Raw genomic sequence first — 23,955 nt, 5'->3', positions numbered from 1 at the left:
CGGAGCCGGCGCGCCCCGATGCGAGGTGACTGCCAGGACGTCCGGCGATCAGTCCGTGACGGAGGGGGCGATCTCGGGTGGAACGTTCGTTCCGACTACGGTCACGCTCAACGCGGAGCCGTCACAGCCGAAGGCGGTCGCGTACTCGTGGGCTCAGGACGCGAACGACGCATACGCCGTCGTCCTGAGCGATCCCGGCGCCGCGAAGCCGACCTTCACCGCTCCCAACGTCCGGGCGGCGGGCACCACCCTCCACTTCACCGTGACCGTGAGGGGCTGCGACCCGCTCCAGACCCAGACCGCGACGACGACGGTCACCATCACGGACGTCAACAGCCCGCCGCTCGCCGCGGCGAGCGCCCCGTCGTCCGTGAACGAAGGTGACCTGTTCCTCCTCGACGGCCGCGGCTCGAGCGATCCCGACGGTGATCCGCTGACCTACCGCTGGGAGCGGGTCGTCGCGGGGAGCGTCGAGCAGGTCGGGACGACGGCGGCGGTCGAGCTCGCGGCGCCCCCGGTGCCTTACCCCGGCGGCGCCAGCTTCACGTACCGGCTCACGGTCTCCGACGGCTCGCTCTCGAGCTCGGCGGAGGTGGTCGTCACGGTCAAGTGGGTGAACGACCCGCCGGTCGCGAACGCCGTGTGCACGTCCCCCGTGAACGAGGGCGCCTCGATCCTGCTGGACGGCGCATCTCCCTCGAAGCCCTCCACGGATCCCGACGACGGCATCGCCTCGTACGCCTGGCGCCAGACCTCGGGCGGCCCGGACGCGAACCTCGCGGCGGAGGCGCTGTCGTACCCCGCGCTCGCCTTCGATGCGCCCCGGCTCACGGTGGGCCATGGCGACACGATGACGTTCGAGCTGAAGGTCACCGACAACGGCAGCCTGTTCAGCACCGACAGCTGCGAGGTCGTCGTGAAGGACGTGACCGCGCCGGTGCTGAACCCGCCGAACATCACGCGTGAGGCCACCTCGGCCTCCGGGGCGACCGTCGTCTTCTCGATCAAAGGCGACGACGCCTTCGACGGTGAGGTGCCGGCCGTGTGCGTCCCGCAATCCGGCACGACGTTCCCGCTCGGGGATAGCGTCGTGCAGTGCGCGGCGTCGGACAAGGCAGGGAACAGGACGGGAGCGAGCTTCACCGCGTCGATCGTCGACACGACGCCGCCGGACGTGACCGTCCCGGCGAGCCTCACGGAGGAGGCGACGAGCGCCGCGGGCGCCGCGGTGACGTTCGGCGCCTCCGCGTCGGATCTCGTCGACGGCGCCGTGACGCCCGTGTGCACGCCCGCCTCCGGCAGCACGTTCGCGCTCGGGACGACCACGGTCTCCTGCACGGCGACCGACGCGCACGGCAACGGGAGCGGCCCGAAGACGTTCACGGTGACGGTCCGGGACACGACCCCGCCCGCCGTCACAGTCCCCGGCGATCTCACGACGCTCGCGACGAGCGCGCAGGGTGCGCCGGTGTCGTTCGCCGCCTCCGCGACCGACCTCGTCGACGGCGCCGTGACGGCGAGCTGCACGCCGCAGTCCGGGAGCACCTTCGCCCCCGGCACGACGACCGTGTCCTGCACCGCGAGCGATTCCCGCGGGAACGCGGCGACGCCGAAGACGTTCACCGTGACCGTCCAGTTCGCGTTCCTCGGCTTCTTCCAGCCGGTGGACGACCTCCCGCTCGTGAACGCCGTGAAGAACGGCGCCACGGTGCCGGTGAAGTGGAAGCTGCAGGGGCAGGGCGGGGTCGAGATCACCGACCTCTCGGCCGTCGACCTGAAGAGCACGAAGGTCCAGAGCATCGCCTGCGCCGCGCTCACCTCGCTCGAGTCGCAGATCGAGCTCACGACCACCGGCGGCACGGCGCTCCGCTACGACTTCACCGCGGCGCAGTACGTGCTGAACTGGCAGACGCCGAAGCTGCCCGGCACCTGCTGGCGTCTCGACCTCGTCCTCGCGGACGGCTCGACGCGGAGCGCGAACTTCAAGCTGAGGTGAGCCGCGGCCCTCCGTCCGGCGCCCGCGCTGCCGGCGCGGGCGCTTCTGGACGTGCGCACCTGGCGAAGCCGCCCGATCTCGACGCGCTGGGCAGGTTGCTCGAGGGCGAGCCGCAGGACCCTCCCGCGCTCCCGGGAGCGCCCTGGCTCCGTGCCGCCGCCAGCTCGCCCGGCGCGGTGTCCCGGACGGCGGCGGATGAGCCCGGCAGACGGCCGCCGGCCGGCGCGCTGCCGGACGTGCGGAGGACGCGCGCCCCACCGCGCGCTCACTCGCGCCGGCACGTTGCAGGGCCGGCGCGCACGCCGCAACGTCCCGTGCGGGAGACAGTCGTGAAGCGCCCGAGGAGCGAGGGCGAGGAGGATCCGATGGCCAGGGTGGAGACGGTGATGAAGTCGGCGATGTGCTGCCGGCCTGACGACACGGCGCGTGACTGCGCGCGCCTCATGAAGGAGGAGAACATCGGCTTCGTGCCGGTCTGCAACGAGGCGGACGAGCCCGTCGGCACCATCACGGATCGCGATCTCGCGCTCCGGATCCTCGCCGAGGGGCGCCTGCTGGATGCGAAGCTCGAGGACGTCATGACCCCCGAGGTCGTGAGCTGCAAGATCGGCGACGACCTGCGTGACGCCGAGCGCCTCATGCGCGAGCACCGCAAGTCCCGCATCATGGTCTGCGACGAGGAGGGCAGGTTGCAGGGCGTCATCAGCCTGTCGGACATCGCCGAGGAGGAGGACGAGGAGGTCGCGGGGCGCACGCTGCGCGAGGTCGCGTCGCGCGAGATCTCCCAGCCGCACGCGTCGTAGCGCGCGGACGGCGGCGCGGGGGCGGGGGCGCCCTGCGCCGGCCCGGCTCGCGCTCCGAGGGGGAGGTCGGCCGTCTCAGCTCCCCGACGCGGCGCTCGGTTCGGCGAGTGTGCCGCTCCGGCGTCGGCGGAATCTCCCGGCGAGCGAGCCGAGCCCCTGCGTACCCGCGCGGAACCGCCCGATACCACCGGGCGCGCCCGCGCTTCTCCGCTTGCACGCGCCCACGCGGGGCGGCATGGTGGCGGCGCAGCGGGGAGGGGGACGCCGATGGACGACAAGCTCGCGCCGGGACACCTGTCCCTCCGCATCCAGGAAGGCCTCCGCGGCCACCACCTGCTGTTCGACGCGGACCAGATCCGGGAGGCGTTCGCCGTCGCGGATCGCGCGGTCGCCCGCGAGGACGCCGACGAGGTGGGCGAGGTGCTCCTCTCGATCTGCCGCGATCCGCTGGAGGTCGCCCGCCTCGCGGTCGAGGGGCTCGCGCCCGACGCGCGGCTCGCCCTCATCCGGCTCTACTTCCGGCTCCTGGACCGCGCGGAGCAGGAGCGCGGCCTGACGCACTGACGATGCCGCTCCCGGACGCCCTCGCGCGCGCGACGTTCCCGGAGCCCGTCCTCCACGTCCTCCGCCGGCTCGGCGCGGCGGGACACCGGTCGTGGCTCGTCGGCGGCGCGGTCAGGGATCTCCTCCTCCATCACGGCCGCGACGCGAACGACTTCGACGTCGCGACCCCCGCGCGGCCGGACGAGGTCGCGGCGCTCTTCCCCAAGGTCATCCCGACCGGCATCGAGCACGGCACGGTGACCGTGCTCGTGGGCGGCGAGCCGATCGAGGTGACGACCTTCCGCGGCGAGGGCGCGTACACGGACGGCCGCCGGCCCGAGTCGGTGACCTTCCACGAGGACCTCGAGGCCGACCTCGCGCGCCGCGACTTCACCATGAACGCCCTCGCCTTCGACCCGCTCGCCGGCGAGCTGCGCGATCCGTTCGGCGGCGAGGCCGACCTCCGGCGGCGGCTCGTCCGCGCGGTCGGGGATCCGGTCGCCCGCTTCGGCGAGGACGGCCTGCGCCCGATGCGGGCGGTCCGCTTCGCCGCCCAGCTCGGCTACGAGCTCGACCCCGCGACCCAGGCCGCCATCCCCGGCGCGCTGCCCGTCGTCCGCAAGGTCTCCCTGGAGCGCATCGCCGACGAGCTCACGCGGCTCGTCGTCGCGCCCGACGCGGCCCGGGCGGTCGAGCTCATGCGCACCACCGGCCTCCTCGAGACGGTCCTCCCGGCGCTCGCCGCCCGCCCGGCCCCGGAGGTGAGCCACGCGGTCGCGGTCCTCGCCGCGACGCCCGCCGAGCCGGCGCTCCGGCTCGCCGCGCTCCTGCACACGCTGCCGGCCGGCGACGTCGGACGCACGCTCCTGCACCTGCGCCTGTCGCGGCGGATCTCAGACGACACGGCGGCGCTCGTGCGCGCGCACGCTTGCCGGCTCGCAGGGCGGGGGCACGCGCTCCCGGCGGCGGCCGCGGAGGTCAGGCGCTGGCTCGCCGCGGCAGGGCCCGCGCGCGCCGCGCCCCTCCTCGACCTCGCCCGCGCCGAGGCCGCAGCGCTCGCCCCCGACGAGGCGGAGCCTGCGCAGCGGGAGCTCGAGGCGCTCACCGAGACGATCGCCCACATCCGGCGCGCCGGGGATCCGCTCACGCCGCAGGAGCTCGCGCTCGACGGGCGCGCGGTGATGCGGATCCTGGGCGCCGCTCCGGGACCGCACGTCGGCGAGGCGCTCCGTCACCTGCTCGAAAGGGTGCTCGAGCACCCCGAGGAGAACGACGAGGAGCGGCTCACCGTCGCGCTCCGTCGATGGTGGGACGCGGAAGGCCGAAGCTTATAATGCAGGCGGGGCGAACGACATGCCGCGCCGCGTGCTGTGCATCGAGGGAGACGCCGACGTCCGGGCGCGGGTGAAGTCCCGCCTGGAGCAGGACGGTTACGCCGTCGACACGAGCGCCTCCGGGCTCGAGGGCATCGAGCGCGCCCTCACGTCCCGGCCCGACCTCATCCTCGCCGACGTCCACCTGCCGGACCTCGAGGGGTTCGAGCTCGCCGCGCGCCTCAAGCGCGAGAAGGCGCTCGAGGAGGTCCCCATCGTCGCGGTGGGCGAGTCGCGCGACGATCACGACGTCGCGCTCGCGGCGGGCGCGGACGGCTTCCTCGAGCGCGACCGCCTCGACGGGACGCTCTCCGAGGAGGTCCGCGAGTTCCTCGCGGGCAAGCGCGAGCGGCTCCCCGCGGAGGGCGAGCGAGAGCGGCTGCGCGCGCTGTCCGGCCTCATGGCCTCGCACCTCGAGTCCGCCGTCAGCGGCTCCCGGCGGGCGAACGCCCGGCTCGTCGAGGCGGACGCGCTGAAGAGCGCGTTCATGCACAACCTCGCCCACGAGCTCTCGACCCCCCTCACGCCGCTCGCCGGCTACCTGCGCATCCTCTCGTCCGAGAAGCTCGGGCCCATGTCGCCGCAGCAGCGCCGGATCGTCGACTCGATGATCCAGTCGGTGACCCGCCTCACCCGCATCGTCGACAACCTCTCCGACTTCGCGAGCCTGGAGGCCGGCCAGGCACCCGTCCTCGAGGGACCGGTGGATCCGGACCAGCTCGCCGACGACGCCGTCGCGGAGCAGCGCTCGATGATCCGCGACGCGCGGCTGCACGTCGTGGTCGCGCACGGCGGAGGCGGGGTGGTGATCGCCGATCCGCGCAAGCTCCGCCAGGCCGTGGCGAACCTCGTGTCGAACGCGGTGAAGTTCTCGCCCCACGGCGGCGAGGTGCTGGTAGAGGTCACGCGCCCCCCAGGCAAGGTTCGCTACACCGTGTACGACCAGGGGCCGGGCATCCGCGGCGGCGAGCAGGAGCGGATCTTCGAGCCGCTCCACCACGCGCACGCGCGCGGGCGGGACGACGCGCGCGCGCCGGGCTCGGGCCTCGGCCTGCCGGTGGCCCGCCGCATCGCCGAGGCGCACGGCGGGCGCGTCTGGGTGGAGAGTCCGCCGCGCACCCAGCCCGGCTCCCTCACGCGGCAGTTCACCGGCTCGAAGTTCGTGCTCGAGATCCCGGTGCGGCCGGCCGATCGGCCCGCGACCGGCAGCACCACGCCCGCCGCCACCCTCGCTTGATCCGGCGGCCGGAGGCGGGTACACCGCCCGCCGAGGCCTCTCGACCGATGCGCGTCCTCGTCGCCCTCTCCGGGGGAGTCGACTCCTCCACCGCCGCCGCGCTCCTCGTCGCCGAGGGGCACGAGGTCATCGGCGTGTCCATGCGCGTCGCCGACTACTCGGACGCCCGGCGCGGCCGGTCCTGCTGCGCCCCCGACGATCTGGAGGACGCGCGGGCCGCGGCCCGCCGGCTCGGCATCCCGTTCTACGTCGCCAACGTGGAGGCGCGCTTCCGCGAGCGGGTCATCGATCCCTTCGTGCGCGACTACGTCGAGGGCCGCACCCCGAACCCGTGCGTGGCGTGCAACTCGGACGTGAAGTTCGACTGGCTGCTCGCCCGCGCGCGCGCCCTCGGCGCGAAGCTCGCCACCGGCCACTACGCGCGCGTCGAGCGGCGCGGCGGCCGCCTCGCGCTCTGCACCGCGGGCGATCCGGCGAAGGACCAGACCTACTTCCTCTACGGCCTCGGCCAGGACGCGCTGCGCGACGTGCTCTTCCCGGTCGGCGACCTCGCGAAGCGCGACGTCCGCGCCGCCGCGGCGCGGGCGGGGCTCCCCAACGCCGGGAAGGCGGAGTCGCAGGAGATCTGCTTCGTGACGCAGGGCGACGCCGGCGACTTCGTCGCGCTCCGCGCGCCTGGGGAGGTGCGGGCGGGGGAGATCGTCTCCACCGCGGGCGAGGTGCTCGGGCGGCACGACGGCGTGCACCGCTTCACGGTCGGCCAGCGGCGCGGGCTCGGGATCGCCGGCCCCGCGCCGCGCTACGTCGTGCGCCTCGAGCCGGAGGCCGCGCGGGTCGTGGTGGGCAGCTCCGAGGAGGCGTCTCGCGATCGCTTCGAGGTCGCGGAGGTGCGCTGGGTCGCGGGCGCGCCGCCGCCGGGCGCGCTCTCCGCGCGCGTGAAGATCCGCCACCGCCACGAGGGCGAGCTCGGGACGGTGACGCCGTCGGGCGGCGGGGCGGAGGTCCGGCTCGCGCGGCCCGTCCGCGGGGTCGCGCCGGGCCAGGCGGCGGTCTTCTACGGCGGCGACGAGGTGCTCGGCGGTGGACGCATCGTCTGAGCCGCTCCGCCCGCGGGTGGCGATCATCGCGCTCGGCTGCCGCGTGAGCCGGGCCGACGCGGACGCCCTCGCGAGCGCGCTCGGGGACGGCCTCTCGGTCGCGCGCGCCGGCGAGCGCGCCGACGTGGTCGTGGTGAACACCTGCACCATCACGGCCGACGCCGACGCGGCCGCCCGTCAGGCGATCCGCCGGGCCGCGCGCGATCACCCGGGGGCGGCCATCGTCGCCGCGGGGTGCTACGCGCAGGTCCGTCCCGAGGTGCTCGCCGCGCTGCCCGGGGTCGCGGCGGTGATCGGGGCGCGCTCGCAGGCGGAGGTCGCGGGCACGGTCGCCCGGCTGGTCGCGCGCGGCCCGGGCGCCGTCGCGCCGGGGGCGCCCGGCGAGCGGGTGGGGGAGGCCGCCGCGGCCCTCGCGGCGGAGTGGGGGAACGCGCCGCTCGTCCGCGCCCGTCACACCCGCCCGTTCGTCAAGATCCAGGACGGCTGCGACGCGCGCTGCAGCTACTGCGTCGTGCCGCTCGCGCGCGGCGGCTCGCGCTCCCTCCCGCTCGACGAGGCGCTCCGCCGGCTGGCGCTGCTCGGCGCGCGCAACCCCGAGCTCGTCCTCACCGGCGTCCACCTCGGCGCGTACGGCCGCGATCTCTCCCCGCGCTCCTCGCTCGCGGAGCTCGTCCGCGCGGCCGTCCACGGTGGGCTCGCGGCGCGGCTCCGCCTCTCCTCGATCGAGCCGCTGGAGGTCCCGCAGGAGCTCCTCGCCGACCCCGAGGTGACTCCTTCACTGTGCGCGCACCTTCACCTGCCGCTCCAGAGCGGCTCGGATCGCGTCCTCGCCGCCATGCGCCGGCCGTACCGCGCAGACGGCTACCGCCGCGCCGTGCTCGAGGCGGCCGCGCGCCTCCCCGGCGCGTGCCTCGGCGCCGACGTCCTCACCGGCTTCCCCGGCGAGACCGACGCGGACCACCGCGCCACCGTCGCGCTCGTCGAGGCGCTCCCGCTCGCGTATCTCCACGTCTTCCCGTTCTCGCCGCGGCCCGGCACGGACGCCGCGGCGCTCCCCGGCGCAGCGCCCGCGGCGGTCGCTCGGGCCCGCGCGCGGGAGCTCATCGCCCTGTCCGACCGCCGGTGGCGGGCCTTCCTCGGCGGCCTGCGCGGCCGGGAGCTGGAGGTCGTGGTCGAGCGGGTGGAGGACGGCGTCGCGCGGGGCACCTCGCGCGAGTACGCGACGGTGCGGTGGGCGGCCGATCCGGCGGCAGGCGACGCGCGCGGCGCCCTCGTCCGCGTCCGGGTCCGCGGCGACGACGGGGAGGTCTGCGGGGGCGTCCGGACGGACCCACCTCCGCGCTCTTCGTGACGCCCCGCCGAGGCCCGGCCGGAACCTTGCCCTCGTGGGCCGTCCGGCCTAATCCATGCGCCATGCTGCTCCCCGACGGCCGCCAAGTCCCGGACCTCCCGCTCGATCGCGCCGTCGTCGACCGCTGCCGCGCGCTCGCCGACCAGGTCACCGCCCAGGTGCTGGAGTTCGTGGGCCGCCACTCGACCGTCTCGATCGAGCGCACGGTGCTGCGCCTCTACGGCCTGCACGACGCCGGCCCGCGCGGCGTGCCGCTCGTGAACCTCGCGGTGGACGCGCTCCACGAGAAGCGGCTCCTCGGGCGCGGCGCGGCCTACTGGATGGGCTACGCGCTGCGGCGCGGCGCGACCGATCCGATGGGTGTCGTCGAGCGGCTCGTGGCGCTGCCCTCGAGCCCCGAGCCGCTCCCCGAGGCGGAGGAGCGGGCGATGCTCGAGGAGATGCGCCGCGAGGCGCGCGCGAACGTGGACGAGCTCCGCGCCCGCGTCCGCCGGCGCGACGCGCTCAGGGACGAGCTGGGCGTCGGCCCGCGGCCCCACAAGTACCTCATCGTCGCGACCGGCAACATCCACGACGACGTGGAGCAGGCCCTCGCGGCGGCCCAGTCCGGCGCCGACGTCATCGCGGTGATCCGCTCGACGGCGCAGTCGCTCCTCGACTACGTGCCGCACGGCGCCACGACCGAGGGGTACGGCGGCACGTACGCGACGCAGGAGAACTTCCGCATCATGCGCGAGGCGCTCGACGACGAGTCGCGCCGCCTCAGGCGCTACGTGCACCTCACGAACTACTCCTCCGGGCTCTGCATGCCGGAGATCGCGTTCGCCGCGGCGTGGGAGCGGCTCGACATGCTGCTCAACGACGCGATGTACGGCATCCTCTTCCGCGACATCAACATGAAGCGGACGCTCTGCGATCAGTACTTCTCGCGCCGCATCTGCGCGCTCGCGGACGTCGTCATCAACACCGGCGAGGACAACTACATCACCACCGCGGACGCGGACGAGGCGGCGCACACCGTCATCGCCTCCCAGTTCGTGAACGAGAGCTTCGCCCACCGCGCCGGCCTCCCCGACCGGCTCATCGGCCTCGGCCACTCCTTCGAGATCGATCCGGCGCGCGAGGACACCGTCGCCCGCGAGTTCGCGCAGGCGCTCCTCGTCCGCACCCTCTTCCCGGAGGCGCCCATCAAGTACATGCCGCCCACGAAGCACAAGCAGGGCGACATCTTCTTCAGCCACGCGTACGACGTCATGGCGGACGTCGTGGGCTACGTGACGGGGCAGGGGATCCAGCTCCTCGGCATGATGACCGAGGCGATGCACAACCCCTTCCTCATGGATCGCTACGTCGCGCTGAAGAGCGCCGACTACGTCTACCGGGCCTGGCGCTCGATGGGCGCGGAGATCACGTTCCGCCCCGACGGCATGGTGCAGCGCCGCGCCCAGGAGACGCTCCGCGAGGCGCTGGCGCTCCTCGAGGAGGTCGCCCGCGACGGGCTCTTCCGGGCCATCGGGAAGGCGCGCTTCGGCGACGTCGCGCGCGAGGAGGACGGCGGCAAGGGGCTCGCCGGCGTCCTCGAGCGCGGCCCCCGCTACTTCAACCCGTTCCTCGAGATCATGGAGGCGAGATGAGCCACTCCGCGTTTCCGCGCGCCACCCGCGCCGCCCTCGTCCTCTGCGTCGCCGTCGCGACGCTCTCCGGGTGCGCCACCGTCCGCCAGGCGCTCTCGCCCGCGCCGAGGGGCGTGCCGAGCGGGAGGGACGGCTGGCTCGTCTACTCGGTCCACGCCCTCCGCTTCGAGGCGCCCGCGGCCTGGGGGGCGTCCGGCGGCGAGCAGCACCTCACCCTCGAGGCGCCGGACGGCAGCGCGCGGATGGAGATCTCGACGCCGGGCACGAGCTACGCCGACGAGCAGGCCTGCCTCGCCGGCGCCGAGGAGTTCCTGAAGCGCGGAGCGGCGCTCGAGCGCGTGCGCCGGCACCCGACCCGCCTCGCCGGCGTCAGCGCCGTCACGCTCGAGGGCGACTCCGGCGGCTGGCACGTCTGGGCGTACGCGGCCTGCGACGGCGGCACCCAGTACCAGCTCTTCTTCACCGCGCGCTCGCCCGCGGCCGCCGAGGCGGTGGAGGCGTACCGCACGCTCGTGCAGAGCGCGAAGATCGGAGGGCAGGCGTGAGGCCGCGCGACTGGGAGCCCGGGCAGATCGTCCGGCCCTACGGCGACCGCCGCGACGACGGCGTCGTGCAGCTCTCGTTCGTCCTGCCCGTGCCGCCGGGGGAGCGCGCGCGGGAGGCCGCGGCCGAGCTCGCCCGCAAGATGGGGATGGACCAGGTGCACGTCGCCTCGATGGAGCCGGCGGCGGAGCAGTACACCTTCTTCGTCGTCTACGGCCGGACCTCGGTCTCGGTGGACTACGCCGCGCTCTCCGTCCCCGAGGTGGTCGTCCGGAAGAAGGGCTTCGACGAGCTGAACGAGTACGCGCTGCGCGAGGTCGGGCGGCGGATGGTGGTCATCGGCGCGTGCACCGGCTCCGACGCGCACGCGGTCGGGATCGACGCGATCATGAACATGAAGGGCTTCGCCGGCGACTACGGGCTCGAGCGCTACGCCTGCTTCGAGGCGGCGAACCTCGGCGCGCAGGTGGAGAACGCCCAGCTCGCGCGTGTCTGCAAGGAGCGGGAGGCGGACGCGGTGCTTGTCTCGCAGGTGGTGACCCAGCGCGACGTCCACAAGGAGAACGCGCGGCAGCTCCTCCGCGAGCTCGAGCGGCTCGGGATCCGCGGCCGGGTGACGGCGATCCTGGGCGGGCCGCGCATCGATCACCGCCTCGCCGTCGAGCTCGGCTACGACGCCGGCTTCGGCCCGGGCACGAGGCCGTCGGAGGTGGCGAACTTCATCGTCGGCGCGGTGCTGAAGCGCATGGGCAAGGAGATGCACTGATGCCGCTGCACGAGAAGGTGACCCTCCGGCTGCGCATGTCCCAGGCGGACGCGCACTACGGCGGCGCGCTCGTCGACGGCGCGCGGATGCTCGCGCTCTTCGGCGACGTGGCGACGGAGCTCCTCATCCGCCACGACGGCGACGAGGGGCTGTTCCGCGCGTACGACGCGGTCGAGTTCCTCGCGCCCGTCCACGCCGGCGACTACGTCGAGGCCGAGGGCGAGATCGTGAAGGCGGGGAACACCTCGCGCGCGATGCGGTTCGAGGCGCGGAAGGTCGTCTCGCCTCGCCCGGACCTGTCCGACAGCGCCGCCGAGGTGCTCGCGCCGCCGGTGGTGGTCTGCCGGGCGACCGGCACCTGCGTCGTCCCCAAGGACAAGCAGCGGTTCCCGAGGTAGAGGTGCGTTGATCCGGCGACATCCGTCATGAACGGGCGAGGGCGCGGCCCGTTGCGGTAGGAGGAGCCACGATGGCCGAGAAGGTGATCGTCACCGCCGCCGTGGTCGGCGCAGAGGTGACGCGCGAGCAGAACCCCGCCGTGCCCTACACGCCCGCCGAGATCGCGCGGGCCGCCGTGGACGCTTGGCGCGCCGGCGCCGCGGCGGTCCACCTGCACGCGCGCTGGCCGGACGGCCGCGCCTCGCAGCGGCCCGAGCACTTCCGCGAGATCATCGACCGCATCCGTCAGGCGGGCAGCGACGTCGTGATCCAGTGCTCCACCGGCGGCGCGGTCGGCATGTCCGTGGACGAGCGGCTCGGCTCGCTCGTGGACGGCGCCGAGATGGGCACCCTCAACCTCGGCACGATGAACTTCGGGGACGAGGTCTTCCAGAACGCGCGGCCCGACATCGTCCGGATCGCCGGGCGGCTGCGCGAGCGTCGCCTCGTCCCGGAGTGCGAGGTCTACGACGCGGGGATGCTCGACACGCTCCGCTGGCTCCTCGAGAAGGGCCACCTCGCCGCGCCCTATCACGTGCAGTTCGTGCTCGGCGTGCCGGGCGGCATGTCCGCGAGCGAGCGCAACGTCCGGTTCCTGCTCGAGGGGCTGCCGGAGCCCACCCACTGGAGCATCGCCGGCGTGGGGCGGTTCCAGCTGCCCATGGCCGAGCTCGCGCTCGCGCTGGGCGGCCACGTGCGCGTCGGCCTGGAGGACAACCTGTACGCCGCGAAGGGCGTCCTCGCGAAGGGCTCGGACGCGCTCGTGTCGCTCGCGGTGGACCTGGCCGCGCGCGCCGGGCGCGAGCTCGCGACGCCGGCGGAGGCGCGGCGCATCCTCGGCATCGCCTGAGGTGCCGCCCGGGGAGGGCCCGGCCGCGGGCCGCGCTCGCTCCGGCGGCGCGGGCGGGGCGTCGCGTGTCAAGCCGGCGCGTCGCTTGACCGACCCGCGGGGCCGAGGCTAGCTTCCGCTCCCTCTCCCGGGGAAACGCATGACGAAGGCGGAGCTCATCGAGAAGGTGCAGGCGGCTCACGGCGATCTCTCGCGGCGCCAGGTGGGCCTGCTCGTGGACACGCTCTTCGAGCACCTCGCGAAGGGCATCCGCAAGGACAAGCGGTTCACGATGCCCGGCTTCGGCACCTTCGCCGTGAAGAAGCGCGCCGGCCGCGTCGGTCGCAACCCGCGCACGGGCGCCGAGATCCGCATCGCCCCCACCAAGACCGTCGGCTTCAAGCCGGCGCCCGAGCTCAAGAAGTCGCTCTGAGGAGCCTCTCGTGACGACCCTCGCCGCCTGGCTCTCCGCGTTCCGGACCCTGCACGAGAAGGCCCGCAAGGGCACGCTCGTGGGGATCGAGCGGGACGACTACCACGCCGGCCGCGACGAGCTCGCGCGCGCCCTCCTCGCGGCGCAGCGGCTCACGGTCGCCCAGGGGCAGCCGCCGCGCCAGGCGATCCGCGTCGCGCGCGCCCTCCAGCTCGATCTCGATCTCCTCACCTCGCGTGAGCGCGCCATCACGCTCGACCTCTCGACCGGGGGCTTCTCCTGCCTCCTCGCGAAGGCGCCGCCGCTCGGCGACGAGGCCCGCTTCTCGCTGCGGCTGCCCGGCGCCGAGGCGCTCTCCGGCCACGCGCGCGTCACCGACGCGAAGCCGAACGCGGGCAACGTCCGCGTCTCGTTCCAGATGATCGGGCTCTCGCCCGAGGAGCGCGAGCGCGTCGAGCTGTTCGTGTTCGACACGCTGCTCGCGCAGCTCGCGCCGTAGCTGGCCGTCGCTTCGCGGCGCCGTCCGGGCCGCACGTCGGGACGCGGCCGGGCGGCTCCTCTCGACGGCCCGCTGGTCCCAGAAAAGACCGCGGGGCGCCCCCGTCGCCGGAGACACCCCGCGGGACCGCTGCGGCCCACCCGCTGCGGCTCAGCGCTTCGCCAGGAGCTCGATGTCGGCGTCGAGCTGGAACGACCACATCCAGTCGCTGCCGCCCGGCTGCACCTTCGAGTTGAGGAAGAACACCGGCCCGGTGAGCAGCGCCACGGACGGCGTGAAGTAGAACGCGGCGCCCGCGCCCACCGCGCCGAGCGCGCTCTTCCCGGTCATCACGTCGGCCGAGGGGACGATCTTCTGCAGGCCGGGCGCGCCGATCTTGAGCTCCGGCCCCGTCCAGCTCGCCATGAAGCCGGCGTTCTCCTTGCCGCCGTTCTCGTCCACGAGCAGCTTGTCGTTGAGGCCGTAGTACCCGCCGACCGCGAGCGTCCCGACGACGGGGAACGTCTTCGACGCCGTCGCGTGCAGGATGTCGTAGTCGTTCACGTCCTTCTCGAACCCGAGGCTCTGGATCCCGAAGGACAGCCCCGGCGCGACGGCGCCGAGCGCGCCCTCCGGCACGGCGAGCTTCGCGTTGAGGAGGAACCCGTTCTTCGTGAACCCCGGGTAGAACAGATCGAACCCGATCTCGCCCTGCAGCTTCTCGAACGGCAGCACGCCGAGCGTGAGGCCGGTGTCGATCTGGTAGGCGCCGCGCTCGGCGAAGTACGTGTCGTACGTGAGGTGCGGCACGAGGTACGGCTGCACGTAGGTCGTCGCCGGGCTCCAGAACACGGTGGAGGGCGTGGCCAGGGCAGCGGGGGCGGCGACGACGAGCGCGGTGAGGACGAGCGCCTTCAGGACGGTCTTCATCGAGGATCTGTCTCCGGGGTGTGTGGGAGCTGCGACGGGACTACGCCGCGGTGGTGCCCGCGGGCTGGGGAGCCGCGATCGGCGGCGCGTGGTGAGGGCTGGCGGCGCCCGACGACGACTCGAGATCGGTCGAGATGTACCCGCGCTCGCCGGCCTCGGCCTGATCGAGGCCGGTCCACTCGTCCTGCTCGTCGGCGCGCAGCGGCGTGACGAGCGCGACGAGCTTGAAGAGCCCGAACGAGAGGACTCCCGAGTAGATCATCGTCACCGCCACGCCGAGCGCCTGCTTCCCGACGAGGGCGAGGCTGCCGTCGGCGCCGGCGGAGTTCACGGCGGTCGAGGCGAGCGCCCCGGTGAGGAGCGCGCCGAGCGTCGCGGCGACCCCGTGGACGGCGAAGACGTCGAGCGAGTCGTCGAGCCCGAGGCGCGGGCGCAGGCGCACCGCGCCGAACGAGGCCAGCGCGGCGAGGCCGCCCATGAGGAGGCTGGAGACGGGCTGGATGAACCCCGCGGCGGGCGTGATGGCGACCATGCCCGCGACCGCGCCGGAGGCGAGCCCGACGCCGGACATCTTGCCGTAGAGGAACAGCTCGAGGAGCCCCCAGGTCAGCGCCGCGGCCGCCGGGGCGAAGAACGTGTTCACGAAGCCGGTGGCGGCGAGGCCGTTCGCGGCGAGCGCGCTGCCGCCGTTGAACCCGAGCCAGCCGAACCAGAGCAGCCCCATGCCGAGGATCGCGAACGGCACGTTGTGCGGCATCACGGACGGCATCCGCAGGCCGCGGCGCTTGCCGATGAGGATCGCGCCCACGAGCGCCGCGGACGCGGCGTTGATGTGCACCACGGTCCCGCCGGCGAAGTCGAGCACGCCGAGGCCGCGCAGCCAGCCGCCCGGCGCCCAGACCCAGTGCGCGACCGGCGCGTAGACGACGAGGCTCCAGAGCGCGACGAACAGGATGTACGCCTTCATCCGGACGCGCTCGACGATCGCGCCGGAGATGAGCGCGGGGGTGATCACCGCGAACATCGCCTGGAACAGCATGAAGGCCGAGTGCGGGACGGTCGCCGCGAGCGACGCCTCGGGCGCGTCGCCGACGCCGCGCAGCCCGAGCCAGCCGAGACCGCCGACCACCTTGTCGAGCGCGCCTCCCGGGGAGAAGGCGAGGCTGTAGCCCACGAGCGCCCAGATGACGCCCGCGATGCCCATCACCACGATCGACAGGTTCATGGTGTGGACGACGTTCTTGGAGCGGACGAGCCCGCCGTAGAAGAAGGCGAGCCCGGGGGTCATGAGCATCACGAGGCCGGCGCTGACGAGCACGAGCGCGGTGTCGCCGGTGTCGACCCGGTCGGCCGCGAAGGCGGCGGCGGGCAGCGTGGCGGCGATGGCGAACAGCAGCAGCTTTCTCAAGGTGTCCTCCGGTGGGCGGGGGGCAGGGGTGAGTGAGTCCGGACGGGTCGCTCTGCAGCCGACATGCCGGCGGAGAAACGCCTGCGAAGCGCGCATTCCCGCGGGTCTGGGGCAGGCGCTGCCCGGGCCCGAGGCACGCCCTGCCGCGCGGTCGTGCACGGGCGGGCGACGCTGACACCGCCCAGGCAGGCGGGCGCGCGGCCGCGGCGCGCCGGCGCGACGCGCGGGCGGTACTCACTCAGGGTGAGGTCGGACGCTGGCGCCGCCGGAGAAGCCCCCGGGGCGCGCCTCGCCGCGGGAGCGAGCTCCCCCGACGGTCTCGCCTCAGCGCCGCGTCGAGGCCGTGCGGCTCGTGGGCCGCTTCACGGGAGCGGCGCTCTTCGCGCGCTTCGCCGGGGCGGCGCCGGACTTCTTCTTGGCGGCCGCCGCCTTCGCCTTCGCGGCGGGCTTCACGGCTGGGCGCTTCGCGGTCGCCGTCTTCGCCTTCGCCGCGGGGGCCTTGGCGGAAGGCTTCGGCGCGGGGCGAGCGGGAGCCACGGCGGGGGGCGGGGGAGGCGGGGCGGGCGCCACGGCGGGGAGCACGGGCGGGTCGTCGTCGCTGGCGCTGCGGATCCCCGCGGGCGCGCCCTCCACCGCGCGGTAGGGCCCGCGCTGCGCCGCCTCGACGGCGGCGGCACGCTCCGCCCAGCTCCGCGAGCTCGCGTCGAGCGCGGCGGCGTCGAGCGCCGCGTCTGCGCCGGCGCGATCCCCGGCCCGCAGGCGCAGCGCCGCGAGGTGGAGCGCGGCGCGGCCACGCTCGGGTCCGGGAGTCCGCTCACGATCCTCGAGGACGCGTCGCAGCGCGGTCGCGGCCTCGCCGTCCGTGGCGTGTCCGGCGAGCGCGAGCTTCGCGAGCCCGAAGGCGGCGCGGGGGTGCATCGGGGACGCGGAGAGCGCCGCCCCGTAGGACGCGCGGGCGGCGCCGAGATCGCGGCGCGTGCGGCGAAGGATGTCGCCGCGGAGCGCGAGGGCGGCGGGCGCGCCGGCCTCGGCGGCCGACTGGACCGGCTCCACGGCGGCGGCGATGTTGCCGGCGAGCAGGGCGATCCGCCCGGAGATCACGCGCGCCTCGGGCAGCGCGCCGGCGCGGACCGCCGCCGTCATCGCGTCCCCCGCCTCCCGCCGTCCGAGCGCGAGGGCCGCGGCCGCGAGGCTCGCCCGCGGCGGGACCTCGTCGGCCCGCATGGGCTCCACGAGCAGGAGCTCCGCCGTGCGCCCCGCCGAGGCGTCGCGGTAATCGGTCGCGAGCATCGCGAGCGCGAACGCCCGCGCCCCGCCGGCGTCGAGGGGATCGAGCTGGGCGAGGGGCTCGAGCAGCGTCGCGGCGCCCCGGTAGCCGGCTGCGGTGTCGAGTCGCAGCAGGGTGTCGGCGCGCGCGAGCCCGTCCTGCAGCACGGCCCGTCGGTGGTGGGTGCGGTAGCCGAGGAGCCCGCCCGCGAGGAGCGTCAGGACTGCGACGACGGCGCCGGCAAGGAGCAGCTTCCGCCGCGGCACGCGGGCGGAGCGCAGGGGCTCGTCCCCGGTCGGCACGTCGACGGCGTCGAACTCCTCGTCATCGAGCTCCGGAGGGAGCTCGTGAAAGCTCTCGCTCGAGAGCGGTTCGTCGGACGCTTCGGAAGGGTCGATGAGCGGAGATCTGGGCATCGGAGCAGGGAGGGCAGGCGACCCGCGAAGGGTAGCGCCCTCGACCCGCCAGGGCCAAAAAACGGATCGCGCCCGAGCCGGAATCCCGGCGCGGGCGCGTCGTAACTGTCCGGCGAGAGAGCGGAACGGGTGTGGTTACCCGCCCTTCTCCTCGCGCTCGTCCTCGCGCGCAACGCCAGACAGCACGTCGTTGACGGAGGGGAACCGCATGATCTCGCCCCGGGCGATGCGCCAGGCCTGCTGGACGATCCACGACAGCGAACGGTCCTGCCGGTTCGCCTCAGCCTGGATCTCGTTCAGCATGTCCTCGGGGAAGTACAGGGACTGCTTGCGCTTGTCAGTGCCGGGCATCGGTACTCCGTGCTGTGGGACAACCGCGACCTTGTACGCTGGCCCGCGCCTGGGGTCAAGCGCTCGTCCACCTCGGCCGGGGAGGTAGGGCGGACGGAGCGTGGAACCGCTGGATGAGGCGCTCCACGTCACCGCGGATGGACGGCCTTGACGCTGAGCGGAACGCATGTGCGTGGTTCGCGCAGGGTGTGCGCGGCGCGGGTGCGAGCGAAGTCTGCCGGGAAAAAGAGGAGAGCCGGCATTGCTGCCGGCTCTCCGTGGGCCCAGAGGGGGAGGGGGGGGACCCCTAGGCCCAGCGCCTGTAAGTTGTCTCACGCCCTGCCGACGTCAACGCCTGGCACCCAACATCGCATTCCCGCTCAGAAATCGCAATCCTGTCGCGGGCCTGCGCGGTGTGCCTCCCTCGCGTGCTTTGCCTCCATAACCGCGTGCCCGCCGCCTTCATTCCCGGTCGTCGCGCCTCGTCCCGGAGTTCGCGCGGGTACTATAGAAGCCCGCGCCTGAGGGCGCCGCACCGTGCGCACGAGAATCCATCCTTACCCGGCCGCCGTGCTGGCCACGATTCGCCGGCGACGGCTCCTCTCTCCCGGCGACCGCGTCCTCGTCGCCCTGTCGGGCGGCCCGGACTCGACCGCCCTGCTCGCCGCGCTCGCCGAGCTCCGCGACACGGGCTGTCTCCCATCCACGGGACTCGCCGCGCTGAACGTCGACCACGGACTCCGGCCGGGCGGGGCGGAGGACGCAGCCGCCGCCTCCGCCATCTGCGAGCGGCTGGGCATTCCCTTCGAGGCGGTCCGGGTGACCGTCGCCCCAGGCAACGTGCAGTCCGAGGCCCGCCGCGCCCGCTACGCCGCCCTCCGGGCCGCCGCGACCCGCGCGGGCGCGACACGCATCGCCACCGGCCACACCCGGACCGATCAGGCGGAGACGGTCCTCCTGCGGCTCATGCGTGGCGCGGGCGCGCGGGGACTGTCGGGCATCCCGCCTCGCCGAGGCCCGATCGTGAGGCCGCTCATCGACCGCTCACGCGAGGAGGGCCTCGAGTACCTCGCGGCGCGGGGGATCCCCTGGCGCGTCGATCCGACGAACGCGACGCCTCGCTTCGCGCGGAACAGGCTCCGGCTCGAGCTGTGGCCGGCGCTCACCGCGCTCGCGCCGGCGGCCGAGCGCGCCATCGCGCGCGCCGCCGATCTCGCGCGTGAAGACGAGCGGGCGCTCTCGCGCCTCGCGCGCGCGCTCGCCGGCGACGGCGCGAGCGTCGCGCTCGAGACGCTCCGCGGCGCGACGCCCGCGGTGCGGCGGCGCGTCGTCCGCCGGCTCTGGGCGCGGGCGACCGGGCAGCGCGGCTCGCTGGAGGCGAGACACGTCGAGGCGATCCTGTCGCTCGTGCGGCGCGAACGCCCGGGGAAGGTCACGCTGCCGGGTGGACGCCTCGCCCGCTGTCGGTACGGTCGGCTCGAGCTCCTCCCGTCCGAGCGCGCTCCCGAGGCAGGAACCCTCGCGCCCATCGAGGTCCGGGGCCCCGGAAGGTATGCGCTGCCGGAGCACAGGTGCGCCGTCGAGATCGAGTGCCTCCGGGAGGGCGCCGTGCCCTGGCCGCTCGCGCTCCGGACGCGGCGGCCGGGCGACCGCTGGCGCCCCGACGGAGGCCGCGGCTCCAAGACCCTCAAGCGCTGGCTCATCGATCGAAAGGTCCCCCGCGAGCGGCGCGACGGGCTGGTCCTCCTGGCGCGCGGGGCGGAGGTGGTGGCGATCCCGGAGCTGGCGGCCGTGGGCTCGGGCTTCGGCCCCACGGGCGCAGGGCTCGCCGTCCACCTGGTGAGCGACCCGTAGGACCGCCGGCCGCACTGCAAAAGGGGTGAGGGGCTGCTATAAGGTCCGCCTGGTCCGGAGCGCGGCTCGACGTGCAGGTCCGCGGAAGACGCGGCGAATCCCGTCGGTTTCGACGATCTGACGCTCCACCGAAGGGGAAAGAGAGCCTTGCGACAGTCCTACAAGACCGCCCTGCTCTGGGTCTTCTTGATCGTGATGTTCCTCGCGCTGTGGCAGCTGTTCCAGCAGCGCGGCGCTCAGGCGAAGCCCTACAACTGGTCGCAGTTCATGCAGAAGGTCGAGGCGGGCGAGGTGAAGGAGGTCCGCATCAAGGACCTCGACTACATCGGCCACCTCCGCGACGGCTCCGAGTTCGTCACGACGGGTCCCATCGACGCGTCCGCGACGATCGCCGAGAAGCTGCGCCAGCAGGGCGTGAACCTCTCGTTCGAGAAGCCCGAGCAGAGCTCGCTGTGGGTGACGGTGCTGCTCCAGTACCTCCCCCTCGTCTTCCTGTTCCTCCTGTTCTTCTTCTTCATGCGCCAGCTGCAGTCCGGCGGCGGGAAGGCGATGAGCTTCGGGAAGTCGAAGGCGAAGCTCATGACCGAGCACCACAACAAGATCACCTTCGCCGACGTCGCAGGGATCGACGAGTCGAAGGACGAGCTCGAGGAGATCATCTCCTTCCTCAAGGACCCCAAGAAGTTCACGCGCCTCGGCGGCCGGATCCCGAAGGGCGTGCTGCTCATGGGGCCGCCGGGCACCGGCAAGACGCTGCTCGCCCGCGCGGTCGCGGGCGAGGCGGGCGTGCCGTTCTTCTCCATCTCCGGCTCGGACTTCGTCGAGATGTTCGTCGGCGTCGGCGCCTCGCGCGTCCGCGATCTGTTCGAGCAGGGCAAGAAGAACGCGCCCTGCATCATCTTCATCGACGAGATCGACGCGGTCGGCCGCCACCGCGGCGCGGGCCTCGGCGGCGGGCACGACGAGCGCGAGCAGACGCTCAACCAGCTGCTCGTCGAGATGGACGGCTTCGAGTCGAACGAGGGCGTGATCCTCATCGCGGCCACGAACCGGCCCGACGTGCTCGATCCCGCACTGCTCCGGCCCGGCCGCTTCGACCGGCGCATCGTGGTGCCCCGCCCGGATCTCAACGGCCGGCTCGGCATCCTCAAGGTCCACACCAAGAAGACGCCGCTCGACACGGCGGTGGACCTCACGCAGATCGCGCGCGGCACGCCCGGCTTCTCCGGCGCGGACATCGAGAACCTGGTGAACGAGGCGGCGCTCTACGCCGCGCGGCGCAACAAGGAGAAGCTCGCGATCGAGGACTTCGAGTTCGCGAAGGACAAGGTCATCATGGGCACCGAGCGGCGCTCCATGATCATCTCCGAGAAGGAGAAGCGCACCACGGCGATCCACGAGGCGGGCCACGCGCTCGTCGCGAAGATCCTCCCGGGCACGGACCCCGTCCACAAGGTCACGATCATCCCCCGCGGCCGCGCGCTGGGCCTCACCCAGCAGCTCCCGCAGGAGGACCGGCTCAACATCTCCCAGGAGTACGCGCTCAACCAGGTCGCGATCCTCATGGGCGGCCGGCTCGCCGAGGAGATCACCTTCAGCCAGAAGACGACCGGCGCCGGCAACGACATCGAGGTCGCGACCAACCTCGCCCGCTCCATGGTCTGCGAGTGGGGCATGAGCGAGAAGATGGGCCCGCTCGCCTTCGGCAAGAAGGAGGGCGAGGTCTTCCTCGGCCGCGAGATGAACACGGTCCAGACCTTCTCCGAGCAGACCGCCCGCGACATCGACGCCGAGGTGCACCGCATCGTCTTCGAGCAGTACGACCGGGCGAAGCGCGTGCTCCTCGAGCACCAGACGATCCTCAACAAGATCGCCGACGCCCTCATCGAGTACGAGACGCTCGACGCGTCGGACATCGACCTGCTCGTCTCGGGCGGCTCGATCAGCCGTCCGCCGCCGCCGAAGCCGCTCGCCGCGGCCGCCGCCGAGAAGAAGAAGGGCGGCCTCCTCGACGCGGCCACGGCGCCCGTGCCGGCCAAGGCCTAGCGCGATGCGCATGCGGATCGGGGCCAGGCTCTTCGACGGGCCTGGCCCCTATCTCATGGGGATCGTGAACGCGACCCCCGACTCGTTCTCGGACGGCGGCCGGTTCCTCGACCCGGACCTGGCGGTCGCGCACGCGTTCCGGCTCGCCGAGGAGGGGGCGGACCTCGTCGACCTGGGCGGCGAGTCGACCCGGCCCGGCGCGCCGCCGGTGCCCGCGGACGAGGAGCAGAGGCGCGTGGTCCCGGTCGTCGCGGCCCTCCGCGCCCGCGGGTTCGCGCTCCCGATCTCCGTGGACACGACGAAGGCGACGGTCGCGCGCGCCGCGCTCGAGGCCGGCGCGGATCTGGTGAACGACGTGTCGGGCCTCGCCGATCCCGCGCTCGCGCGGGTCGTCGCGGAGGCGGGCGTCCCGGTCGTGCTCATGCACACGCGCGGGACGCCGGCGGACATGCAGTCGCGGGCGCGCTACGGCGACGTCGCCGCCGAGGTCCGCGCCGAGCTCGCCCTGGTGCTGCGGCGGGCCGAGGCGGCGGGTGTGGATCCGGAGCACACCATCCTCGACCCCGGCATCGGCTTCGCGAAGACGCCGGAGCACAACCTCGAGCTCCTCGCCCGGGTCGCAGAGCTGCGCGCGCTCGGACGCCCGCTCCTCGTCGGGCCCTCCCGCAAGAGCTTCATCGGCAAGGCCGCGGGCGCCCCCGTGGAGGATCGGCTGCCCGGAACGCTCGCGGCCGTGACGGCGGCGGTGCTCGCCGGGGTGGAGTGGCTGAGGGTCCACGACGTGGCGCCCGCTCGCCAGGCTGCCCGGGTGGCGGCGGCCATCCGGGACGCCGCGCGGCCCCGCTGACGAGTGCTCGGCTTGAAGTCGGCCTCACGGTAGACTGCCGCGCCCGGAGACCTCCGTTGCAATCCGTCCTCACGTTCCTCATCGGGCCGGACGCCACCGTCCGCGACGCGCTGCTCGCGCTCGTCGACGTCGCCGTCGTGGCGTTCCTCTGCTACCACGTGCTCCGCTTCATCCGGGGCACCCGCGCGACCGCGATCCTCGTCGGGCTCGCCCTCGTCGGCCTCGCGTACGCGGGCGCCGAGGGGGCCGGGCTCGCCACGCTCTCCTGGCTCCTCGGCCACTTCCTCAGCTACTCGTTCATCTTCGGCGTCATCGTGCTGTTCCAGGCGGACCTCCGGCGTGCGCTCGCCGAGCTGGGCCGCTCTCCGCGCCTGGCGCGGGTGGTGGCGAGGATCGTCCACGACGAGCGCGGCGCGCACGCCGAGCGGGTCGCGCGGATCGGCACGATCGACGCGGTGGTGAAGGCGGCCCTCGAGCTCGCCCGGCGGCGGGTGGGCGCCCTCGTCGTGGTCGAGCGGACCGCCGATCTCGCCGAGCTCGCCGGCTCCGGGTTCCGCCTCGACGCCGCGATCACGCCCGAGCTCCTCGTCGCGCTGTTCCAGCCCGCGAGCCCGATCCACGACGGCGCGGTCGTGGTGCGGGGGAGCCGGGCCGCCGCCGCGACGTGCCTGCTCCCGCTCTCCGCGGCGCCCACCGCGCTCGAGCTCGGCACGCGCCATCGGGCCGCCCTCGGCCTCGCCGAGGAGGTGGACGCCGCGGTGGTCGTCGTCTCCGAGGAGCGGGGCGAGATCTCCGTCGCGCTCGAGGGGACGCTGCACCGCGGGCTCGACGAGAAGCGCCTGCGCGCGCTGCTCTACGCCGCCGTCCTCGGCGCGGATCACGGCGGGGCGGGCGGTCTCGCCGCCGTCGCCCGGCCGGGGGAGGCGTCGCCCGCGAGGCGCCGGCAGGGAGGATCGCATGCGGCGCTCTGACGTCGCGCTCGCGCTCCTCGCCGTCGCGATCGCGCTCGCGCTCTTCGTCGTGGTGCGCGGCGAGCGGCGCGTCACCGCGGTCTACGCGGTGCCGGTCGAGGCGGTGCTTCCACCGCGCGTTCCGCCTCTCGACGCGCTCCCGGTCGAGGTCACCGTCGCGGTGAACGGGCCGTGGGCGCGCCTCCGGGTCCTCGACCCGGCGAGCCTCGGCCCCGTCCGCGTCGACGTCACGCGCGCCGGCGGCGGCCAGGTCGCGTGGCGCGCGCGGGCGGAGGCGCTGCGCCTCCCTCACGGCCTGCGCCTCGAGTCCATCACCCCCGCCCAGGGCACGATCGATCTCCGGCGGGACGCCCGTTGAACGCTCC

At 74.1% G+C, this 23,955-nt stretch carries 23 protein-coding genes; 19 read left to right on the top strand and 4 right to left on the bottom strand.

Annotated features, from left to right (window positions below; translation table 11 throughout):
• Nucleotides 1–25 precede the first annotated feature (25 nt).
• The 14 genes from MNY60_RS05195 (at nt 26) to MNY60_RS05130 (ending at nt 13,542) form a co-directional block, all read left to right on the top strand.
• A complete protein-coding gene (locus MNY60_RS05195; RefSeq protein ID WP_242338077.1) occupies nt 26–1,996 on the top strand; it encodes a PxKF domain-containing protein in 1,971 nt (656 codons plus the stop codon).
• Between the two features lie 365 nt (nt 1,997–2,361).
• Nucleotides 2,362–2,799, top strand: a complete 438-nt coding sequence (locus MNY60_RS05190; RefSeq protein ID WP_242338074.1) for a CBS domain-containing protein — start codon at nt 2,362–2,364, stop codon at nt 2,797–2,799.
• Nucleotides 2,800–3,066: 267 nt separating this feature from the next.
• Complete coding sequence (locus MNY60_RS05185; protein WP_242338072.1) at nt 3,067–3,363, top strand: hypothetical protein; 297 nt, start codon at nt 3,067–3,069, stop codon at nt 3,361–3,363.
• A 2-nt stretch (nt 3,364–3,365) separates the two neighbouring features.
• Nucleotides 3,366–4,676 carry a CCA tRNA nucleotidyltransferase gene (locus MNY60_RS05180; RefSeq protein ID WP_242338070.1) on the top strand — a complete coding sequence of 437 codons (1,311 nt, stop codon included), beginning with the start codon at nt 3,366–3,368 and terminating at the stop codon, nt 4,674–4,676.
• A gap of 19 nt (nt 4,677–4,695) precedes the next feature.
• On the top strand, nt 4,696–5,952 hold the full coding sequence (locus MNY60_RS05175; protein WP_242338068.1) for a hybrid sensor histidine kinase/response regulator: 1,257 nt from the start codon (nt 4,696–4,698) through the stop codon (nt 5,950–5,952).
• Between the two features lie 47 nt (nt 5,953–5,999).
• A complete protein-coding gene (gene mnmA, locus MNY60_RS05170; protein WP_242338066.1) occupies nt 6,000–7,049 on the top strand; it encodes a tRNA 2-thiouridine(34) synthase MnmA in 1,050 nt (349 codons plus the stop codon).
• Nucleotides 7,033–8,400: a MiaB/RimO family radical SAM methylthiotransferase gene (locus MNY60_RS05165; protein WP_242360122.1), complete on the top strand. Its 1,368-nt coding sequence runs from the start codon at nt 7,033–7,035 to the stop codon at nt 8,398–8,400. Before mnmA ends, MNY60_RS05165 begins: the two co-directional genes overlap by 17 nt.
• A 62-nt stretch (nt 8,401–8,462) precedes the next feature.
• Entirely contained in the window at nt 8,463–10,034 is a 1,572-nt protein-coding gene (locus MNY60_RS05160; RefSeq protein WP_242338062.1) for a lysine 5,6-aminomutase subunit alpha, read from the top strand.
• Nucleotides 10,031–10,579 carry a hypothetical protein gene (locus tag MNY60_RS05155; protein ID WP_242338060.1) on the top strand — a complete coding sequence of 183 codons (549 nt, stop codon included), beginning with the start codon at nt 10,031–10,033 and terminating at the stop codon, nt 10,577–10,579. Before MNY60_RS05160 ends, MNY60_RS05155 begins: the two co-directional genes overlap by 4 nt.
• Nucleotides 10,576–11,343 carry an OAM dimerization domain-containing protein gene (locus tag MNY60_RS05150; protein WP_242338058.1) on the top strand — a complete coding sequence of 256 codons (768 nt, stop codon included), beginning with the start codon at nt 10,576–10,578 and terminating at the stop codon, nt 11,341–11,343. The genes MNY60_RS05155 and MNY60_RS05150 overlap by 4 nt, the downstream gene beginning before the upstream one ends.
• Nucleotides 11,343–11,741: a hotdog domain-containing protein gene (locus MNY60_RS05145; RefSeq protein ID WP_242338057.1), complete on the top strand. Its 399-nt coding sequence runs from the start codon at nt 11,343–11,345 to the stop codon at nt 11,739–11,741. Before MNY60_RS05150 ends, MNY60_RS05145 begins: the two co-directional genes overlap by 1 nt.
• Nucleotides 11,742–11,812: 71 nt before the next feature.
• Complete coding sequence (locus MNY60_RS05140) at nt 11,813–12,631, top strand: 3-keto-5-aminohexanoate cleavage protein (protein ID WP_242360121.1); 819 nt, start codon at nt 11,813–11,815, stop codon at nt 12,629–12,631.
• A gap of 139 nt (nt 12,632–12,770) precedes the next feature.
• Nucleotides 12,771–13,043: an HU family DNA-binding protein gene (locus MNY60_RS05135; protein ID WP_242338053.1), complete on the top strand. Its 273-nt coding sequence runs from the start codon at nt 12,771–12,773 to the stop codon at nt 13,041–13,043.
• Nucleotides 13,044–13,053: 10 nt separating this feature from the next.
• A complete protein-coding gene (locus MNY60_RS05130) occupies nt 13,054–13,542 on the top strand; it encodes a PilZ domain-containing protein (protein ID WP_242338051.1) in 489 nt (162 codons plus the stop codon).
• A gap of 150 nt (nt 13,543–13,692) precedes the next feature.
• Here MNY60_RS05130 and MNY60_RS05125 read toward each other — a convergent pair whose 3' ends face one another.
• From MNY60_RS05125 to MNY60_RS05110, 4 genes are all read right to left on the bottom strand, one after another.
• Nucleotides 13,693–14,451, bottom strand: a complete 759-nt coding sequence (locus tag MNY60_RS05125) for a hypothetical protein (RefSeq protein ID WP_242338049.1) — start codon at nt 14,449–14,451, stop codon at nt 13,693–13,695.
• A gap of 40 nt (nt 14,452–14,491) precedes the next feature.
• Nucleotides 14,492–15,859, bottom strand: coding sequence for an ammonium transporter (locus MNY60_RS05120; protein WP_255821266.1), 1,368 nt, complete (start codon nt 15,857–15,859; stop codon nt 14,492–14,494).
• Nucleotides 15,860–16,183: 324 nt separating this feature from the next.
• Nucleotides 16,184–17,542, bottom strand: a complete 1,359-nt coding sequence (locus MNY60_RS05115; protein ID WP_242355503.1) for a hypothetical protein — start codon at nt 17,540–17,542, stop codon at nt 16,184–16,186.
• Between the two features lie 135 nt (nt 17,543–17,677).
• Complete coding sequence (locus MNY60_RS05110) at nt 17,678–17,893, bottom strand: TIGR04563 family protein (RefSeq protein WP_012097128.1); 216 nt, start codon at nt 17,891–17,893, stop codon at nt 17,678–17,680.
• Nucleotides 17,894–18,409: 516 nt separating this feature from the next.
• Between MNY60_RS05110 and tilS the strand changes: the two genes are divergently transcribed.
• The 5 genes from tilS to MNY60_RS05085 all read left to right on the top strand — a co-directional run bounded on the left by tilS (nt 18,410) and on the right by MNY60_RS05085 (nt 23,948).
• Nucleotides 18,410–19,726 carry a tRNA lysidine(34) synthetase TilS gene (gene tilS / locus MNY60_RS05105; protein ID WP_242355505.1) on the top strand — a complete coding sequence of 439 codons (1,317 nt, stop codon included), beginning with the start codon at nt 18,410–18,412 and terminating at the stop codon, nt 19,724–19,726.
• A gap of 147 nt (nt 19,727–19,873) precedes the next feature.
• On the top strand, nt 19,874–21,772 hold the full coding sequence (gene ftsH / locus MNY60_RS05100; protein ID WP_242338043.1) for an ATP-dependent zinc metalloprotease FtsH: 1,899 nt from the start codon (nt 19,874–19,876) through the stop codon (nt 21,770–21,772).
• A 4-nt stretch (nt 21,773–21,776) separates the two neighbouring features.
• A complete protein-coding gene (folP, locus tag MNY60_RS05095; RefSeq protein ID WP_242355507.1) occupies nt 21,777–22,619 on the top strand; it encodes a dihydropteroate synthase in 843 nt (280 codons plus the stop codon).
• Between the two features lie 56 nt (nt 22,620–22,675).
• Nucleotides 22,676–23,590, top strand: a complete 915-nt coding sequence (gene cdaA, locus MNY60_RS05090; RefSeq protein ID WP_242355509.1) for a diadenylate cyclase CdaA — start codon at nt 22,676–22,678, stop codon at nt 23,588–23,590.
• On the top strand, nt 23,577–23,948 hold the full coding sequence (locus MNY60_RS05085; protein ID WP_242338037.1) for a hypothetical protein: 372 nt from the start codon (nt 23,577–23,579) through the stop codon (nt 23,946–23,948). Before cdaA ends, MNY60_RS05085 begins: the two co-directional genes overlap by 14 nt.
• The last annotated feature ends 7 nt before the right edge of the window (nt 23,949–23,955 follow it).

Source organism: Anaeromyxobacter sp. SG17, assembly GCF_022690695.1.
In the GTDB taxonomy this organism is placed as follows: Bacteria; Myxococcota; Myxococcia; order Myxococcales; family Anaeromyxobacteraceae; genus Anaeromyxobacter; species Anaeromyxobacter soli.
The sequence above is the reverse complement of the archived record's forward strand: the minus strand, read 5'-3'. Positions and strand labels throughout refer to the sequence as shown.